This window comes from Deltaproteobacteria bacterium, assembly GCA_026388545.1.
Taxonomy (GTDB): Bacteria; Desulfobacterota; Syntrophia; order Syntrophales; family UBA2185; genus JAPLJS01.
Window position 1 is genome coordinate 1 of record JAPLJS010000041.1, and the last position, 19,124, is coordinate 19,124.

The following is a 19,124-nucleotide window of genomic DNA, read 5'->3' on the forward strand; positions in this document are numbered from 1 at the left end:
ATCATATTCCCCGTCCATATATGGGGTTTGCCGCAGCAGGTTATTACCTTCGTTAATGCGTTGGCCATAGATACATCCAAGTACTACTTTGCCCTTGCCGTTAATGCCGGTCAGGTTGCCGCCACATTGCTGCAATTAAAGAAAATCATGAAATCCAGAGGGTTATTTCTCTCATCGGGATTTGATATTGTTATGCCGTCCAACTACATACCGTGGGGTGGACCTGGACCGGAAGATAAACGCATGCGGAGGATAAGCGACGCGAAGGAAAAGATTCATAAAATCTCTTCAATTGTTGCAAAAAGAGAGCGATGTCCTGTTGAAAAAGGTCCGCTATGGCAAAATTTTCTGTTTTCCTGGTTTTATAAATTCTCTTTTCCATATATTCCTAAAATGGATAAGGATTTTTGGGTCGATGATAAATGTAACACATGTACCATCTGTAAAAAAATCTGCCCTTGCGGTAACATTGATCTGAAAGCGGGTAAGCCCGTATGGTTGCATCATTGTGAACAATGCCTCGCTTGTATCCAATGGTGCCCGAAGGAAGCAATACAATATGGCAAGAAAACTCCCCGGTATGAGAGGTACCATCATCCGGAAGTAACGTTGGACGATATTATCTCAATATCCCAGAGGGCATCACGGAGCGGCGACGCACAAGACAACACCTATTCATTTCATTCTGCAAGAAATAGGGGACAAGTTATAGAACATTTACCAAGCCATTAAAACAAGGTTCATCCGGTTCATGCGTACTTTTGAGTTGATAATCTGTTGAATTGAGCCTTGACTGACTTACACCTACGAAGCATTATGTTTGATCAATTCCGGCACTTGATGATTTTTACTTAAAATCTAGCATTCAGGTGCCATTGATAGGCCAAATTTAATTACAGTTGTCCCCAATTTAGCCCTCAGGCGAGACGCCCAACCTACACAATGGTGGGACAGGCGTCCCGCCTGTCTCTTCTATTAAAGGAATTTATCATGTCTCCGACTTCAATAGGTTTTTAAAACAATTTCCTCGTATGATTTTCTCCACTTTGGCGTCATGAGCTTGTATTTCTCATTGAAATGACCAATAGCGAGAAGCATCGGGACAAAGTAGTTGTCCGGGATATTGAAAGCCTTTTTAACCCCTTCATGATCAAACCCATCCATGGGGTGTGAATCCAGGCCGACATCCTTTGCTGCCAGCATCAGGGCCATACCGAAGAAGGCAGCGTTTTTTACGGCGAAAGCCAGAGATTTTTCTTCTCCCCCGTAAATAGACTCCGTTCCCCCTTCAATCCATCCCCTCTGTTCGGGTTTAATATAACCAAGGTCCAACATATTCTGCCAAACCTTTTCAAAGGTCGGATGACCCGCTTTCCAGCCATCCCTGTCTGCGAGCAGGATCAATACCACCGGGGCGTCCGTTATCTTGGGCTGGTTCCAGGCCACCGCTTTCAAGCGTTCTTTGTCGGCGGGTGACTTAATAACAATCAACTGCCAGGGTTGAAAGTTGAAGCCGGATGGCGCAAGGGCCGCTGTCTCTATTATTTTTTTCAGTTCGTCATCGTTTACAGGTTTCGTCGGGTCAAAAAAATTAACTGCACGTCTTTCCGTCATTATTTTTGTAAATTCCATAATCTTTACCTCCTTCATGTTATGCTGTGATTTTAAGCATTTATTTTTTTATAAAATACTTTTTTTACAAACTCCGCCATCAATATATAAAGTATCACAATAAGGCCCATCATCATAAGAAAAGAAACGGGCAGGGGTACAAACCCGAAGATCGGCCCGATAGGAGTATAGGGGAAAATAAGTGTCGCAAGAACTATGACAAGTGTAGCGACAAATAGATGTTTGCCCGGTCTGCTCTTAAAGAACGGCCTCCTGCTGCGAATTACAAGCACAATAATTGCGGCCGAAATAACGGACTCCATAAACCATCCTGTTCTAAATTGATCGGGCGTGGCATGGAGGATGAATAAGAGAACCCCAAAAGTCAGATAATCGAAAACCGAACTGACCAGGCCGAAGGTGAACATGAATTTCCGGATAAAAGAAATATTCCAGCGCCTGGGCTGATTCAGCATCTCTCTGTCTACATGATCCGTGGCAATGGTCATTTCCGGAAAATCCGTCATCAGATTGGTCAACAGGATCTGCTTGGGCAACAGCGGGAGAAAGGACAGAAACAGAGAAGCGCCGGCCATGCTGAACATGTTTCCGAAATTAGCGCTCGTAGCCATAAAGACGTACTTCAAGGTGTTGGCAAAGGTTTTTCTTCCTTCACTTACACCCTGTACGAGAACGGCCAGGTCCTTTTCAAGGAGCACAATATCCGCAGATTCTTTGGCTACATCCACCGCAGTGTCCACCGAGATACCGACATCCGCTGCATGGAGGGCGGAAGCGTCATTGATTCCATCTCCCATATATCCCACGACATGCCCGGCCTTCCGGAGTGCAAGAATGATCCGTTCTTTCTGATTAGGCTCTACCTCAGCGAAGATGTCCGTCTCTGTTACCTTCCGTAAAAGAGCCTCATTGCTTATTTCACGCAACTCGCTCCCGGTTAGGATCTTTGCATCCGCCATTCCCACATCCTGACTCACCTTGGCGACGACAAGGCGATTGTCCCCCGAAATAATTTTCAGAGAAACACCAAGTTGTCTGAGGCGGTCAATCGTTTCAGCAATCCCTGCTTTCGGCGGATCGAAGAGAACCAGAAAACCGAGGAACGTCATATTCGCCTCATGTTTTTTATCAATGGACGCCTCTGCTCCCATATCCCGATAAGCAATTCCCAAGAGGCGAAAACCCTGATTGCTGAGCGTCTCAAATTTCTGATGGATCTCCCGTTTTACCGAAGCTATGTCCACCTTATCGCCCGAGGGAGCCTCTGCCGTCGAACAGATGTCAAGCACATTGGGAAGAGGCCCCTTGGTGACCATCAAATACCTGCCTTCCTTCACAACCAGAATACTCAACCGCTTGCGGATGAAGTCATAAGGTACCTCGTCTGCCTTTTCATACCCGGATACATCCGGCTGTTTGTAAGTGCGAATCGCTTCATCAATAGGATTGGAGAAGCCCTTTTCATAGAAGGCGTTCATATAGGCGTGAAAAAAGACCCGCTCACTGGAATTACCTGCGATATCTAATGCCGAATGGAGATGTACTGTTCCCTCGGTCAGGGTTCCCGTCTTGTCCGAGCAGAGGACATCCATGCTCCCGAAATTCTCAATGGCGGCGAGCCGCTTCACAATGACCTTTTGCTGTGCCATACTCTTGGCGCCATGAGCCAGATTGATACTGATAATAGCGGGCAGCAGTTGAGGCGTCAGCCCCACCGCCAGAGCCAGAGAAAAAAGGAACGCTTCCAGGACGGGCCGGTGGAAATAGACATTGACAGCAAAAATCAGGAAAACCAGGGCCAGTGTCACTTCCAGCAATAGATACCCGAATTGCCGGATGCCGTGTTCAAATTCCGTTTCCTGAGGTCTCAGTTTCAGCCTTTCCGATATTTTGCCGAACTCCGCTTCCTTCCCCGTGAAAATAACAACGGCTCTGGCTGTACCGCTGATAACGTGCGTTCCCATAAAGAGGCAGTTTGTACGACTGCTGAGGGGAGCTTCCGCCGATAATAGACCGGCGTCCTTCTCGACGGGGTAGGTTTCACCGGTCAAGGTTGCCTCGTCCACAAAGAGATCTTTTGCTTCTAAAATCAGGCTGTCTGCGGGGATCGCATCTCCGGCATCTAAGACAACGACGTCTCCCGGGACGGTATCTTCCAGGGAAATATCTTTCCGGCTCCCGTCACGAAGAACTGTGGTCTTGATCCTGACTATGGCCAGGAGCTTTTCGACAGCGTCAGCGGCGCCCCGTTCCTGCCAGAATCCCAAAAGGCCGCTGACCAGAACGATAAAAAGAATAATAGCGGCATCCACATGATCTTGCAGGAAGAAAGATAACCCGGCGGCAAAAATAAGCGTTAAAATTATGGGATTCTTGAATTGGGCAAGCAAGAGCGCAAACGTATCGGACCGTTTCGGGGGCTTTAGCAGATTGGCGCCATAACTAATCAGGCGCCGCCTTGCTTCCTCGCTGCTCAATCCTTCCTGCCGTGTTTCGAGCTGCGCCAGTAAATCAGCCTGGGGAATGTTCCAGAAATAGGATGGCTGTCTGATCATCAAAATATCCCTTAAAATGTAATAGTGATCTTCACAATGAGCCGGTTAAAAAATCCAGAACCATTTGATAAGAACTTCCTTGTATATCATAACTCCTGATGGTCATCTCTGCCTCCTTCTCCTAAATCAACAGGGAAAACAGATATATAATGACCGTCAGACTCTTAACTGTCAATCATCATTTTGTTACGTATAGTAAGTAGAATTCTGTAGTTCCTTTGACAATGGCTGTCAGGTCAATTATTGATCAAGATGATTAAAGTCTCTCTGCTCCTTGCCTCCCGTCAATCCTATTCCAATATTTGTACTCGTGAGTCCAATCGTCTTTGTGCATTTTTACCAAGTGTTGAAAGTACATCCTGTTCTCCTTCATGATCCTTCTCTGCTTTGTATAGTTCCTCTTGGCACTGATATCTTCTGTCAGGTCTTCCCCAAGCTGGAAAGCCTTCCTTTCGGCATTCTCAAAGGCATTGGGACCCTGTCTTACGGATACCCCTATGCTCCCGGTAATGAAGGATCCGAAGTTGAGCATGATCTCATTTAAGTAGTCAGTGACCTGCTTGTACTGACCGGTGCCTCCCGAGGTAGCTACGTTAACAGTGTACTTGCCAGTCAACAACTGGCAATGAATGGCATCGGCCATGCGGTCTATCATGGTTTTCATCTGGGCGGTGACCGACCGGAAGTAATTGGGGGAACCCATGACCAAACCATCAGCGTCCATCATCTTCTTGCAAAAGGCTTGAAAGTCGTCCTTCTTCACGCACTTCCCTTTCTTATAGCAGATCCCACAGGCATTGCAGAATTCTATATTCAACTTGCAGATGTCCACCAGTTCCGTCTTGGCGCCCTTAGACCTTGCCCCATTTAGAACAGCCCTGACCAATTTCAGGGTCTGGCTGTTAGAACTTCTGGGACTTGCATTTATGCCCAATATCTTCATCTTGCTTTCCTCCTGGAGTGTTAATTTACAGAAATCAACAGAAATGGATAGTTCGGGATCATTCGATCCCGGGAATGATTCCCATTTTAATATAAATGGGACGCACCTCTTTTCTTATTTGAGGAAGATTCACAGCAAAAATCAACGAACCGATGATGCACGCTATCCCACTTACAATGAGCGTATTGGGAGCGCCAATCCAGGATGCCAGTGTACCCGCAAAGAGGTTGCCAAGCGGCGCCATGCCAATAAATGCTGTTGCGTAAATGCTCATCACACGACCGCGCTTATCCTCTTCTACAATGCTTTGCAGAATGGTGTTGCTTGATACCATCTGAACGATCATCCCGAATCCGGTAATAAACATCATAGAAAGCGAAACGATGAGCACCTGTGACAGAGAAAAGGCAATTAACCCGATGCCGAAAATAGCAGAAGCATAGGCAATGAATCGTCCCAGTCCCAGAATCGTTTGTCGCGATGCCAAATAGATCGCCCCTGTAAGGGCACCGATGCCGGACGCCGCCATGAGAAATCCCAGCGTGTGAGGTCCACCGTGGAGAATATCTTTCGCAAAAATGGGCATGAGAACTGTGTAGGACATACCCATGAAGCTCATCAAACCAATCTGAAGAAGGATGTAGCGGATAGGTGCAAACCCGAATGCATAGGAATAACCTTCCCTCAAATCTTGCCATATCCGCCGGGATGCTCTCACTACCTTCTTTCTTGCCGGAACCTTTATTGCAATGAGGGCAAAGACAATACCAAGAAAGCTTATCCCATTAATGAGAAAACAGACACCCTCACCCACAAGCCCGATCAATATACCGGCAGCCGCTGGTCCCACAAGCCTTGCTCCATTGAACATCAAAGAATTCAAGGCAATCGCATTTCCAAGGTCTTCTTTTTTTTCTATTAATTCCACTATAAAGGATTGACGGGTGGGCATATCAAAAGCATTAATCACACCAAGGAAGATGCTTAAAACAATTATGTGCCAGACATGTATCGCTCCAATCAGGGCAAGAAACGCAAGGATCAAAGCCTGGATCATGGCAAGTGTCTGTGTCACAACGAGTATACGATGGCGATTCCATCTGTCCGCATAGACACCGGCGATAGATGCAAAGAGGAAAATGGGGATTTGACTGGAGAAACCGACGACGCCCAGCAACAATGCCGAATTGGTGAGTCGATAAACCAGCCAACTCATTGCGATCTGTTGCATCCATGTTCCGATCAATGAGATGCTTTGACCACCAAAAAAAAGCCGGTAGTTTCTATAATGCAATGCCCTGAGGATAAATTTAAAACTGACCTGATTTTCACTCATACTTTGAGTCGAGTAGACCGGTTGCTCCCGATACGCTACATCGAAGTTTATTTTCCCCGTTGCACCTCTGGTTTCCGGTTGTGCCACAGAATTTCAACCGTGTATTCATTGGTCGCAAACCCCCCGTGGCCGATCATTCATATCATAATTATTAAGGAAATAACATCCATGATTACGGAGAGAACTCCTGTATCTTTGTTGAGGTGAAAGATTTGTAGATAACAGGAAGGGATGTGGGCTCTCATAGTGTTGTATAATCTTTAGTCCCGAACCATCTGCTCTCGTCTCTTTAATATGTCCGAACACATGGCAGCAAGCTATTCGAGAGCAGGGAAGACCTTGCATAGACGTCCCCCGTTACCGCACACAATTAATTCTACGAATTGCCTTCCTTAGACTGATTGCTTAACCGGATAAGTTTCCCTCGAACCAAATCAACATGCTCTTGAAGCTTATAGACCTCGCCAAAGAAGACCAAAGGAACAGAGATTCTATTGATCGACGCCTCAATCTGGTCAATCTTTTCATGATAACCCGATATATCTACTGGCCCAGGACTTTCTATCATTTCTAATTCCAGATTCTTAAGTTCTCTATACCATTTATGGAATTTCCGGCGATGCCTCCAAGAATACAGCCAGGGTATGCTTCGGATTAAAGGGATTAAAATGATGGCTACCGGGACCATGATTAAGATCGAGCGGTCAACAAACGCAGCTATCCCAAATGGAAGATAGTCAAGTAAAAAAGGCCTTCCCGATTTATAAAATCTCTCCGCATAATAGGAGGAAGGGAAGCTAAGCTCCTTTGGCGAGGGGAATTCCCCCTTCTTATTCACCCAACCTGCGTTGCTATGAATCTCAACGGCAGCGTCCAGAAGCAAATATACTAAAGCAGGGTGCAGGTCTTTACGTACAATGAGACTTGTTGTCACTGCCAAAAGATGAACCTCTTGGGAGGGCATTATCCTCTGTACCGATTATCATTACCGCATCTACCGTCCCTTCCAATAAAGCTTTATTGGCAGCAGTACTGGAAAGGTCGAGTAGCACGGTTGGTAGAGCTGCACTATGACTTACTTTAAGCAAATCGATGGCAAATTTGCGCACCCCGCTTCCCTCTGGTCCAATCGCAACCCTCTTACCCTTGAGTTCGGATAGATCGATAAACGTCTCTTCGCTTCGATAAAAAACCCAAAGGGTAGTGTAGCCTATGGCCCCGAGGGAAACGAGATTTTTCGCCCCTGAGGGCGAACTCGTTCCATCTTGGACAAAACCGGCATCGACATGGAAAGATTCCTCGTTAAGGCGCTTGAGATTTTCTACAGAACCTGAGGAGGGAAGCAACTTAAGATGAATCTTCTCACGCGCCAGGATCTGCCGGTAGCGCTCACCATAATTTGCATAAGACCCACTTTCAAATCCGGTGGTCATCGTTAAATTGTTGGGTGACGTGAAATGATATGCGATGATAATCGATATGAGTGCGACGAATAAAACCGAGACGAGGATGGCCAGAAGACCATGATTAGATATTGAAGAAATGATTCTGCGTCTAATCTTTGTTTTTTGGACCATTCTATCCCTCATAGCGGCACAGGGTCTTTTAATTTGTCATGGCCGGAACTATTCCTCAAGGTTTCCCTTAAACCATGCGATGCAGCGACTCCAGGCATCTTTGGCTGCATCGGCCCGATAACTGGGGCGATAATCTGCAAAAAAAGCGTGCGGCGCACCTGGGTATATAATGAATTCAGCCGTCTTGCCTGCGGCCTTCAGAGCAGCCTCCATCGCCCTTACATCGGCCACCGGAATTCCCAGATCCTCTCCGCCGTAAAGACCCAGGATGGGTGCCTTAATCCGAGCGGCAACGTTTAACGGTCCAACCATTCGTACACCCTTTGTTATGACAGGTCGAATCTGGCCATACCAGGCAACGGCAGCCTTCACCTCGCGACTGTACGCCGCAAAGCGTCGTGTGACATCCTTGATATGCTCGTGCATTCCAAAAACTTCCGGGATGACCAGAACAACTGGATATTTCCCTGCAGTTACGGGGCGTGCCTCATAGATAGGAATAAGAAAATCCCCGGAGGGCACCGTGCCTTCAGTGACAGCGATACCGTCCAATGAAGTGGTGATGACCTTGCCTGCCACCGGGGTCGCAGCGATGTGAAAACCCGCGAGTCCTATTCCCGTTACACCCACCTGCGCCAGAAACTCCCGACGGGACACCCCTCCATAAGCATTTGCCAGCCAATCTTTAACCATAAATTCCGCCTTCCCATCACTTCCTTCCTAGTGGCATGATGTAGATAGGCTGTTCTTTCTCTGACAGATTCAATGCCTTCCTTACATCTTCATCCTTGAATCCTCCTATAGTAACCGTCCCCAGTTTCAGGGATTGGGCCTGCAAAAAGACATTTTGCGCAGCATGCCCTCCCTCCAGGTACATCCATCTCGGATTGGGTGATCGATCCGACATACCTGAAAATACAAGAGTGGCTGGTGCATTTTTTATAGGAACCTGTCCAACGGCCTTGTACAGATCCGCCTTTTTGTCTCCATTGGCAACTTTAACAATCTTATGCCCCTGGGGCTGGTATTTATACATACCCGCTGAAAGACCGGTCACATTTCCCACTATGAGATATGCATTCAAGAGATACATGGCCCGCGCTGAAGGAGCCGTTCTCAGACCTCGTTTCGGTTCTGTAATGCCCTGTGCTGCCCAGAGAATCTGTGAAATATCAGCTATGGTTAAAGGCTCATCCTTATAAGATCTTACCGATCTCCTTTCTAACAAAGCCTTTTCAATCGATACAGGACCATCAATGCCGGGCTGTAATAAATTGATGACTGTTGCTCCCGAGGTTTGTTCCTGTGCTTGAGCCAACCGAAGTCCCAGATGTGTTTGGAAAAGCATAGCACTGATTGTAAACAAGACAATAGTTTTTACCGATACTGTCAAGGATTTCGACTGTTGGTGATGAAAAGTAAAGATTACGGTTCGAAGTCAAGCAGATTCTGCCAAAATGTCCAGTTATGGACTACAGGAAGCTATGTTGTTTTTGACACTGCCCGTCAGATCAAGTTTAGGCCATGGTAAATTATTAAATAACCAGCCATTATTTCAAGCAATGAAATCGTCGATTATTTTATAATTGATTCTGTCATAGTTGATTTCATCAGCACATTCTCGGCAGAGCAAATAAATTGTTTGTTTTTTCAATTCTTCATTTACATCCACAACCAGACTAGAATGAATGTGGGTCCAGCACATTTGTTGCTCAAATGTTTCTGCAGAATATAATATATTATTGCACGCACTACATCTAGGTTTTGGCCAAGACATAAGAGGCCAATCAACCTTGAATTTCTTTAACTTGTATTTTTCTAATATTTTGATTACAGCATCTTCTGAAATATTTCTAAAAATTTCTATGCTCCCGCGATCTAAAACAGGATCTCCTCCCAGCTTAAGACATCCCTTCATAGTTCATCCACCCTTACAGTTATTTTTTTGTTTCCGCTTCCCATAATGAAGAATACAATGCCCCCGAACCTAAAAATTATTTTTACATTCTTTCTTCTTCAAAAATATAATTATGCCTATCTGATGATCGATTATCGTTTAAACCTGCTATATTTTGACAAATTATGGAATTGAGCATTTCAGGAAGCTATTCTCTGAAGGCGCTCTAAAATATCGGTTGGGCGAATTTTCGAGGATCAGGTTATGTTGGCTAAATCATTTTCGGCTTCAAGATTCTTGATCAAATCGAATAGTTTCTGATTTATGGGTGTGGGGACATCAAGCTGTCTGCCCAGCTCAATCACCTTACCGGCAAACATCTCCACTTCGGTTTTCCTGCCGGCTTCCATGTCCTGAAGCATTGAAGTCTTCCCCTGTGGGTTTATATCCAAGAGAATTTTATTGAACATTTCGATATCCTCTCCAGATAGATTAACTCCGGCCTTCTCTGAAAGCATTATGACCTCTCGCATGGCTGACTCCATAAGATTTCTGGCCTCCTGCGAGGTTTGAAATACCGAGAAGGGGGCTCGAAGTACAGCTGATGCTTGGTTGATCCCGACATTGATCATAAACTTCCACCAGAGGATATGAATCATATCAGGAGGTGTTTCATAGAGGATTCCCGCCCTGTCGAAAAGAGCTTGAACACGTTTAACGCGGTCCGTAAGAAATGTGTTTTGTGCCTCTCCAAAAAATATTTTCCCTTGGCTCGCATAATTCACACGGTTTCCTTCCCGCAATGCATCAATACCTACAGATACAGCATACAAAACCTTTTCCACTCCGTAGGCGGCTCCAATGCGCTCCTCGCTCTCTATACCGTTCATAACAGAGAGAACGGTGGTTTCCGCTCCAACTCTGTTTTTCATGTCCCGTATGGCGTCATCCAGATGATGGTATTTTACAGCAACAATTATGAGATCAGAAGGCGTTGACCAATCTTCCGGTCGGAGAACGGGAATTATGTAGTGTTTACCATTAACATAAAGACCCTCTTGGCGGAGCCGTTCAAAACGATTGCCGCTGGCTACAAATGAGACACACCGCCTGTCCATATCATAAAGGATGCCGGCATAGGCGCCTCCCAATGCTCCTGCCCCTACAATGGATATGCTTTCGATGGATCGTTTCATTTCCTTTCTTATAACTATGACTCCCTGGCCATCACAATGACGACAGCATTTTGAATTTTAATTCTTAACATATTTCATATACCATATCTAAAGTCAAAGTTTCGATAATAGAATGTATTCGGTATGGGGTAATATAGAACTGTGACCTGTCTCTGTTACTATTATTACATTTAAAGTGAGAGTTCTGCATATTTTTCATTATTACTGATTGAAAGTACGTCCTTCACTCACCCCCGCCCAGCACTTTATAGAGAGTGACCCGATTGGTAAACCGGGCGAGGCGGAGGGCTATCAGCCCCTGCTGCGCGCCATAAAGCGAGCGTTGCGCATCAAGAACGGGCAGGTAGCTGTCTATTCCCTTCGTATAACGTGCATTGGAGAGACGGTAGGTTTCTGCAACGGCATTGACCAGTGATTGTTGCGCCGCTATCTGCTGGTCCACTGTGCCCCGAACGGCAAGGGCATCTGCCACTTCCCGAAAGGCGGTCTGGATTGCCTTTTCGTATTGGGCCAGGGTGATTTCCCTCTCCACTTTTGTGGCGTCATAGGCCGACCACATACGGGCGTCAAAAATCGGCAGAACGATCTGTGGCGCAAAACCCCACGTACCCGATCCGTCTTTGAAGAGCCCTGATAGTTCGGCGCTTGCAGTTCCGACGGCAGTCGTCAGGGAGATGCGAGGAAAGAAAGCCGCACGGGCGGCGCCGATATTGGCGTTGGAAGCCTTAAGCCGATGTTCCGCCGCCAGAATGTCAGGCCGGAGCAAGAGCGCCTCAGAGGGCTTACCGGGGGAAATCTCTCTGGGAGGGCTGACACTGTCCAGCGCTGTCGGCAAGAGTTCGCTCGGCGCCGAAGAGCCGATCAGAAGGGTCAAGGCGTTTTCATCTTGAGCCGCCAGTTGCGTGTAACGTGCAACATCCCCACGCGCGATATCCACTTGGCTCTGCGCTCTATGGAGATCCAATTCGGATGTGAGTCCGACGTCACAGCGCCGCCGGATCAAATTATAGGCAGCCTGCTGGGTCTCAAGGGTAGAGGCCACCAGTTTGAGGTTTTCTCTATCCGCCGCAAGGGAAAGATACGTGTTGGCCACGGCGGACACCAGCAGGATCTGTGCGCTGCGGCGTGCCTGATCCGTGGCGAGGTATTCTTCAAGCGCCCGATCTTTCAGGCTGCGGATGCGGCCGAAGAAGTCGATCTCCCAGGAACTGATACCGAGATTGACACCGTATTGTTCCACCGTCATCGCGCGTCCGGTGGTTGAAAGGTCAGCCGGCACCCGTTGTTTGCTCCCGCTGCCGACGGCATTGACGGTAGGCAGAAGCTCGGCGCGCTGAATACCGTAAAGGGCTCGGGCCCTTTCAACATTCAAGGCTGCAAGCCGCAGATCGCGGTTGTTTTTCAGAGCCGTCGTGATGATCTTTTGAAGCTTTTCATCCGTGAAGCATTCCTGCCACTTCAGCTCCGATGCTGTCGAAACACCGGACGCTGTTTTGGTTTCCTGGTAAGCCGCACCCCTCGGCCAGTCTTCAGGGACGGGAGATGCGGGTCTTGTATATTCGGGGGCCAGGGTGCAGCCACCCAGCACGAGAGCAATGCCAACCAATAGAAAAAGCAGGTATCTATGCATATCATTGATCTCCTGGTGGATTTACATCGGCTGTTTCAGCAGCTTTACGTTTTTTGTATTTGGTGGAGACCTTTTCGACGATGAGCACATAAAAGAGCGGTGAAAAAATAATCACCAGGACGGTGGCGGTCACCATCCCTCCCAGGACGCCGGTGCCGATGGCATTCTGGGCCCCCGCCCCGGCGCCCGTGGTTAGAGCCAGGGGCAGGACGCCGAAGCCGAAAGCGAGCGATGTCATGATGATCGGACGGAATCGTAACCTCGTCCCTTCCAGCGTTGCCTCGATCAATCCCTTTCCCTCTTCCAGCCCTGCTTTGGCGAACTGGACAATCAGAATGGCGTTTTTCGTGGTCAGACCCAGGGTGGTCAAAAGACCTATCTGGAAATAGACGTCGTTGTGAAGCCCCCGCATGGTCGAGGCAATGACGCCGCCGATAACCCCAAGGGGAAGGGCCAGCAGGATCGAAATAGGAATGGGCCAGCTCTCGTAGAGGGCCGCCAGACACAGAAAGATGACAAGAATGGAAAAGGCATAAAGAAGAGGCGCTTGAGAACCTGCCATCCGTTCCTGATAGGAAATAGAGCTCCATTCATGCCCGACCCCATGGGGCAATTTGGCAACGATGTCCTCCATGGCCCGCATAGCTTCCCCGGAGCTTTTCCCGGGCGCCGGCTCGCCCCATATATTAATCGAGGGAAACCCGTTAAAGCGCTCCAGTCTGGGAGAGCCGGATTCCCAACTGCCGGATGCAAAGGAAGAAAAGGGTACCATCTTTCCCGCCGTATTCCGGACATATAGTTTTTCCAAGTCCTTCGGCAACATACGGTAGGGAGCGTCGGCCTGGACGAACACCCGTTTCACCCGGCCCCCCTGAATAAAATCGTTGACGTACGCGCCACCGAAGGCGGCAGAGATGGTATTGTGGATGGAAGTGATGGGAACCCCCAGGGCGCCTGCTTTTTCCCAGTCCACATCGATATGGTATTGGGGAACGTCTTCCATACCGTTTGGACGGACGCTTGCTAATCTCGGATCCTGCGCCGCCATGCCGAGGAGCTGGTTGCGGGCATCCATAAGCGCTCTGTGCCCCAAGCTTCCCCTATCCAACAATTGAAAGTCGAATCCTCTAGCGTTGCCCAGTTCAACGACGGGAGGCGGTGGAAATGCGAACACCAGGGCCGCCCGGATTTGCGAGAAGGACTTCATGGCCCGTGCGGCAATGGCCTTTACCCGCATGTCCGACCGGCTGCGGAGCTTCCAGTCTTTCAGCTTGACAAACACCATGCCGTTGTTCTGTCCCCTCCCGGCATAGCCAACGCCGGAAATGGTAAAACAGGCTTCCACGGTTTCTTTTTCGTTCTCCTCAAAATAATGACGGATATCATCCACGACCTTCCTTGTCTGCTCCAGGGTGGAGCCCGTGGGCATGATGACCTGGGCAAGGAGAATTCCCTGGTCCTCATCGGGGAGATAGGCGGTGGGCATACGAACAAACAAAAACCCCATTACTGCGACTATCAAAACGAACACAATGAGATATCGTTTTTTCCGTGCAAGGGTGCGGCCCGCCAATTTCAAAAACAGGTCTCTGGAACGGAAAAAGCCTCGATCGAACCATAAGAGAAAAGGGCGCAAAAAGAAGATCGCTTTTTCCGCCGGTTCGTGCCCCGCCGCCACCGGCTTGAGGAGTGAAGCGCAAAGAACCGGCGTCAGAATCAGGGCTACGGCAACAGACAGCAGCATGGAGGCGATGATGGTAACGGAGAACTGGCGATAAATAACGCCGGTAGAGCCGCCAAAAAACGCCATGGGACCGAATACAGCTGAGAGCACCAGTCCGATTCCGATCAGGGCGCTGGTAATCTGTTCCATCGACTTGGCAGTGGCTTCCTTGGGGGAAAGGCCCTCCTCGCTCATGATCCGCTCCACATTTTCCACCACCACGATGGCGTCATCCACCAGAAGACCGATGGACAGCACCATGGCGAACATGGTCAGCATGTTGATGGAAAACCCGAAGAAACCCAGACACGCAAAAGTCCCAAGAAGCACAACGGGCACGGCGATGGTCGGGATCAGTGTGGCCCGGATGTTTCCCAAAAAGAGATACATGACCAAAAAGACAAGAAAAATGGCCTCGAACAGGGTCTTGACCACTTCCTCGATGGCCACCTTCACGAAGGGTGTCGTGTCATAGGGATAAACGGTCTTCATCCCCGGAGGGAAGAATCGGCTCATCTCTTCCATTTTGGCTCTGACCGCATCCGCCGTCTCCAGGGCGTTGGCGCCTGATGCCTGCCGGATGGCCAAACCGGCAGAGGGTTTGCCATTGTAAAAAGCATCAATATCGTAGAACTCGCTCCCCAGTTCCGTTCGTCCCACATCCTTGACTCGCACGATGGAGCCGTCCGGGTTAATGCGAATGGGGATAGCGGCAAACTCATCAGGCGTTTTGAGCATGCTCTGGACGGTGATGGACGCATTCAATCGCTGCCCTTTCACCGCAGGCGCACCGCCGAACTGACCGGCGGAAACCTCCACGTTGTAGGTCCGGAGGGCTGCGACGACATCCTGTATCGTTAGATTGTAATCCGTCAGCTTGTCGGGATTGAGCCAGATGCGCATGGCATACTGGGTTCCGAAAATCTCTACCTCGCCCACACCGGGCACCCGCGCCAATACTTTCTCCAGGGTGGATTTTGAATAGTCTCTCAAATCGTTGCCGTCCATGCTGCCATCTTCAGAGATCAACCCCACGATCATCAGATAGTTCCGTGTGGCCTTGCCGACAGTGACGCCCTGGCTCTGCACCACTTCGGGCAGACTTGCCATGGCGAGCTGGAGTTTGTTCTGCACCTTGGCCCAGGCAAGGTCGGGATCCGTTCCCGGGGCAAATGTCAGATCGAGGCGGGCTGTTCCGGAGGAATCACTGGTGGCGGACAGGTAGATCATCTTGTCGAGGCCCGTCATTTTCTGTTCGATAATCTGCGTTACGCTGTTTTCCGCTGTCTCCGCCGAGGCGCCGGGATAAGAAGCCTGAATGTAAATGGATGGAGGGGCAATGGGGGGATACTGAGATATGGGCAGGTTGTAGATAGCCAGGCCCCCTGCCACCATCGTGATGATGGCGAGAACCCAGGCGAAAACCGGACGATCGAGAAAAAATTTAGACAGCATCACGCGCCCCCGTCAATTCGATTTTGTAGCCGGCGGGGCCGTATTTTCACGTTCACCACCTTTTTTTTCGCTGCCTGATCCGAAAGGTACAACCTTCACGGCAGCGCCCGGCCTCGCTTTTTGTACACCCTCGACAATCACCCGATCGCCGGGAGCAAGGCCTGAAGAGACAAGCCATTTGTCACCAATAGCACGATCGAGGGTGAGCATGCGCAACTTGACTTTTTCCTCGGCGTCCACGATAAGCGCCAGAGGATTTCCCTTGGGATCGCGGCTCACAGCCTGCTGGGGGATCAGTATGGCCTGTGTATTGACACCATCCTGAACCACCGTCCGGACGAACATGCCCGGAAGGAGAAGTCCTTTTGGATTGGGAGCAACTACCCGCAGCATGACGGAACCGGTTGTCGGGTCCACCGAAACATCACGGAATTGAAAGGTTCCTTCCAGGGGATATGGGGTGCCATCTTCCAAAATGAGCCGCACTTTGTTGTGGTTCTTCCCGCCGTTTTTGAGACGTCCGTCCGCCAGGCGGCTCTGTAATCTCGTCAGTTCCGCAGTGGATTGGGGCAAATCCACGTAGATGGGATCGAGTTGTTGAATGGTTGCAAGAGCCACGGGCTGATGGGCCGTCACCAAGGCCCCTTCTGTTACACTGGATTTGCCGATGCGGCCAGTGATGGGGGCGGTGATGTGGGTATATCCCATATTGATACGGGCGGTTTCCACCGTCGCTTTCCAATACTGAATATCGGCCTCGGACTGCCTCTGGGCGGCAGTGGCGTCGTCGGAATCCTGCTGACTGACCGCTTTATCGACCAGCAATTCCCTCACGCGCTCGGCCCTCGACCGGATCGCCGGCAGATTCGCCTCGGATCTCCCAAGGGCGGCCTTCGCATTGTCAAGAACTGCCTGAAAGGGGGCGGGATCGATCTGGTAGAGAATTTGGCCGGCTTTGACATCGGAACCTTCCACAAACAGGCGTTTCTGGATGAGACCACTTACCTGGGGGCGGATTTCCGCGACACGGTAGGCGGATGTGCGGCCGGATAATTCCGTGGTGATCGCTATCTTCTCCGCTTGAACCGTTACGACGGCAACTTCAGCAGAGCCGGGCAATCTGCCCGCTCCTTTCTGCTGTCCGCAACCAGCCAGTATCAAGCCTCCAACGAGAACCGCCGCCGCGATTCGTTTGGCCCTGTCATTGATCCGCATACGACACCTCTGTCATTTGAAATTTTGCGACCCATCATCGATCACGTCCTGATGATGATGCTTTAATCGCGGGTAACGTAATGTAAAATAACTTCAAAACAAAAATGAATGATCATTCCTTATTTTTAAAAACCCCGCTTCCCCTCATAAAATATGGGCGTCATCTTTTGATGGCGTCCCAGCAGGCCTCTGTGGTCTTTCGGATCAGGATATCATCCAGGATGACGAACTCCTGGGCATGGTCCCGTACCAGGGAAATCAGGGGACCGAAGGCCAGGGAGAAAAGCACGACCACGGGTAAATCTTTCAGAATCTGCTGGGCGATCCCTTCTTCAAAGATATTCATGAGGATATCTTGGTTGCCGGACCTTCCCAAAAGCCTGTCCCTGTGCAAGGAGATGCCGTACGGGGAGTTGAAGTACTGCTCCATGTAACGGAAATGAAGCGGGTGCGCTATAAGATACCGGAGAAGTCCACTGTGCAGATAGAGAAATCTTTCCCGGATGGGCCTCCCGAAAGGGAAGCCTTCCTGGATAACCGCCATGATTTTTTTTTCCAGTTCCCAGTGCAACTCGTTGATGAGCACGTCCTTGCTCTCGAAATAGCGGTAGATCGTTCCGGCGCCCACGCCCGCTTTTTCGGCGATCTCAGCCATCGGGGCGCCATGAAAACCCTTTTCCGCCATGAGTTCCAGGGCCGCTTGCATCACGTCGGCACGCTTGTCTGAACTTTTCATAATTCAACCCCTGCACGTAAATGAGTGAATGTTCATTCCGTTAAAGTGTTCTAAATCAGAATATCGACGCTGTCAAGAATTTTGTGTGCCACAAAGTCACCCCCTCGGTACCTCCTCAAGACTCTCATCCTATCGAAGATGTACCTGCCCCGCAGCATGTTCGAACATTCTCAGTTTTCCATCTATGCATGACCGGGGATTCCCTTCGCAATAGATATCAAAACGGGTTGCATCTTTGATGAAGGTTTTCTTTAAAATGATAGTACGTTCATAATAGAACTGGCCTTTTAAAACGACATCCAGGGAAACGGCATTGTCATAATCGGTATTCAGCAGACGTTCTACACTGCCTGCCAGAACCAGTAACGGCTGGGCGAAATCACGCTCAAATCCAAACATGCGCGCATACATTTTCGAATAGTGAATTCCATTGCCGTCGCCGGAAACAGCGGCAAAACAGAGGCCTATACCCGCAGGCAAACCCCAGGCGGCGACCACATCCGCCTCCGGAATCGGTTCGAACTCCGGCGGTTCATATGCTGCATCCGCCACGCCGAATTTACCGCGATAATAGTATGTCTGGATATTTTCCCAGACGGGTTCTCCGGCAGCTTCAATGACGGATGCAATATCGATTTCAATCCCCTTTTCCCGGATTCGATGCCGGACAAGCTCACAGCGTATATCAAGGATTTCATCAATACCGATCCTTCGATGTTGGAGCACCTGTATTCGACTATTCAGTGTACGGAATATTGTTAAAGGGGCCTCTTTATGGGCAAGTATTCGCTGAAGAAGAGGGTAAATAAGGGTGAAAGGATAAATCAGGGGAAGTTGCGCACTATCATGTATTCCACAGAGCCTGTTAAATTTATACAGGTGTTTCTTCTCAACAGTAACCCCTTTCCATTGTGCCGTAATTTTAGGAAAAGGCTTTTCAGCATCAAATCTTCTGCTCCATCCGAAGAGCGCTAAAAGAACAGTAGAAATGGTAGACGGTCTTTTATTGAAAATCAGGTCTATGGATGCTGCCAAAGGATTTTTTCCTTATCTTTTTCTTTCCGGGAACTCCCTGTTAAAAAAGGAGCGCGTCGGAATGCGAATCGGGCAAGAGAGTGCGGGAGAATGGCTGCTTCCGGCTGGAAGGAAAAGATTCCATCGTCCGGGACGGCGATATTCTAATCGTGTCATTGCGAGGAGCCTTAACGATGTGGCAATCTAAAGTAGAA

The 19,124-nt window shown here is 49.2% G+C and carries 16 protein-coding genes; 1 reads left to right on the plus strand and 15 read right to left on the minus strand.

The window, feature by feature from the left end:
• A partial coding sequence (locus tag NTW12_03875; GenBank protein MCX5845483.1) for an EFR1 family ferrodoxin occupies positions 1-732 on the plus strand: 732 nt, incomplete at its 5' end.
• A gap of 270 nt (positions 733-1,002) precedes the next feature.
• On the opposite strand, the gene NTW12_03880 is transcribed toward NTW12_03875, so the two are convergent.
• The 15 genes from NTW12_03880 to NTW12_03950 all read right to left on the minus strand — a co-directional run bounded on the left by NTW12_03880 (position 1,003) and on the right by NTW12_03950 (position 18,930).
• Positions 1,003-1,632, minus strand: coding sequence for a nitroreductase family protein (locus NTW12_03880; protein ID MCX5845484.1), 630 nt, complete (start codon positions 1,630-1,632; stop codon positions 1,003-1,005).
• A gap of 32 nt (positions 1,633-1,664) precedes the next feature.
• A complete protein-coding gene (gene mgtA, locus NTW12_03885; GenBank protein MCX5845485.1) occupies positions 1,665-4,187 on the minus strand; it encodes a magnesium-translocating P-type ATPase in 2,523 nt (840 codons plus the stop codon).
• A gap of 256 nt (positions 4,188-4,443) precedes the next feature.
• Positions 4,444-5,130, minus strand: coding sequence for an NAD(P)H-dependent oxidoreductase (locus NTW12_03890; protein ID MCX5845486.1), 687 nt, complete (start codon positions 5,128-5,130; stop codon positions 4,444-4,446).
• A gap of 58 nt (positions 5,131-5,188) precedes the next feature.
• Complete coding sequence (locus tag NTW12_03895; protein MCX5845487.1) at positions 5,189-6,466, minus strand: MFS transporter; 1,278 nt, start codon at positions 6,464-6,466, stop codon at positions 5,189-5,191.
• Positions 6,467-6,842: 376 nt separating this feature from the next.
• Positions 6,843-7,406 (minus strand): hypothetical protein, encoded by a 564-nt coding sequence (locus NTW12_03900; GenBank protein ID MCX5845488.1) that lies wholly within the window; start codon positions 7,404-7,406, stop codon positions 6,843-6,845.
• The gene (locus NTW12_03905; protein ID MCX5845489.1) at positions 7,375-8,043 is read right to left on the minus strand and encodes a hypothetical protein; all 669 of its coding nucleotides are present in this window, start codon (positions 8,041-8,043) and stop codon (positions 7,375-7,377) included. Before NTW12_03905 ends, NTW12_03900 begins: the two co-directional genes overlap by 32 nt.
• A 48-nt stretch (positions 8,044-8,091) precedes the next feature.
• Positions 8,092-8,736: a dienelactone hydrolase family protein gene (locus NTW12_03910; GenBank protein ID MCX5845490.1), complete on the minus strand. Its 645-nt coding sequence runs from the start codon at positions 8,734-8,736 to the stop codon at positions 8,092-8,094.
• Positions 8,737-8,752: 16 nt separating this feature from the next.
• Positions 8,753-9,436, minus strand: a complete 684-nt coding sequence (locus NTW12_03915; protein ID MCX5845491.1) for a SagB/ThcOx family dehydrogenase — start codon at positions 9,434-9,436, stop codon at positions 8,753-8,755.
• 162 nt (positions 9,437-9,598) lie between these two features.
• Positions 9,599-9,961 carry a hypothetical protein gene (locus NTW12_03920; GenBank protein ID MCX5845492.1) on the minus strand — a complete coding sequence of 121 codons (363 nt, stop codon included), beginning with the start codon at positions 9,959-9,961 and terminating at the stop codon, positions 9,599-9,601.
• 236 nt (positions 9,962-10,197) lie between these two features.
• A complete protein-coding gene (locus NTW12_03925) occupies positions 10,198-11,136 on the minus strand; it encodes a 2-dehydropantoate 2-reductase (GenBank protein ID MCX5845493.1) in 939 nt (312 codons plus the stop codon).
• A 223-nt stretch (positions 11,137-11,359) separates the two neighbouring features.
• Positions 11,360-12,766 (minus strand): efflux transporter outer membrane subunit, encoded by a 1,407-nt coding sequence (locus tag NTW12_03930; protein ID MCX5845494.1) that lies wholly within the window; start codon positions 12,764-12,766, stop codon positions 11,360-11,362.
• Position 12,767: 1 nt separating this feature from the next.
• The gene (locus NTW12_03935) at positions 12,768-15,941 is read right to left on the minus strand and encodes an efflux RND transporter permease subunit (protein MCX5845495.1); all 3,174 of its coding nucleotides are present in this window, start codon (positions 15,939-15,941) and stop codon (positions 12,768-12,770) included.
• Positions 15,942-15,956: 15 nt separating this feature from the next.
• On the minus strand, positions 15,957-17,159 hold the full coding sequence (locus tag NTW12_03940; GenBank protein MCX5845496.1) for an efflux RND transporter periplasmic adaptor subunit: 1,203 nt from the start codon (positions 17,157-17,159) through the stop codon (positions 15,957-15,959).
• Between the two features lie 160 nt (positions 17,160-17,319).
• Positions 17,320-17,895: a TetR/AcrR family transcriptional regulator gene (locus NTW12_03945; GenBank protein ID MCX5845497.1), complete on the minus strand. Its 576-nt coding sequence runs from the start codon at positions 17,893-17,895 to the stop codon at positions 17,320-17,322.
• A 129-nt stretch (positions 17,896-18,024) separates the two neighbouring features.
• A complete protein-coding gene (locus tag NTW12_03950) occupies positions 18,025-18,930 on the minus strand; it encodes a hypothetical protein (protein MCX5845498.1) in 906 nt (301 codons plus the stop codon).
• Positions 18,931-19,124 lie beyond the last annotated feature (194 nt).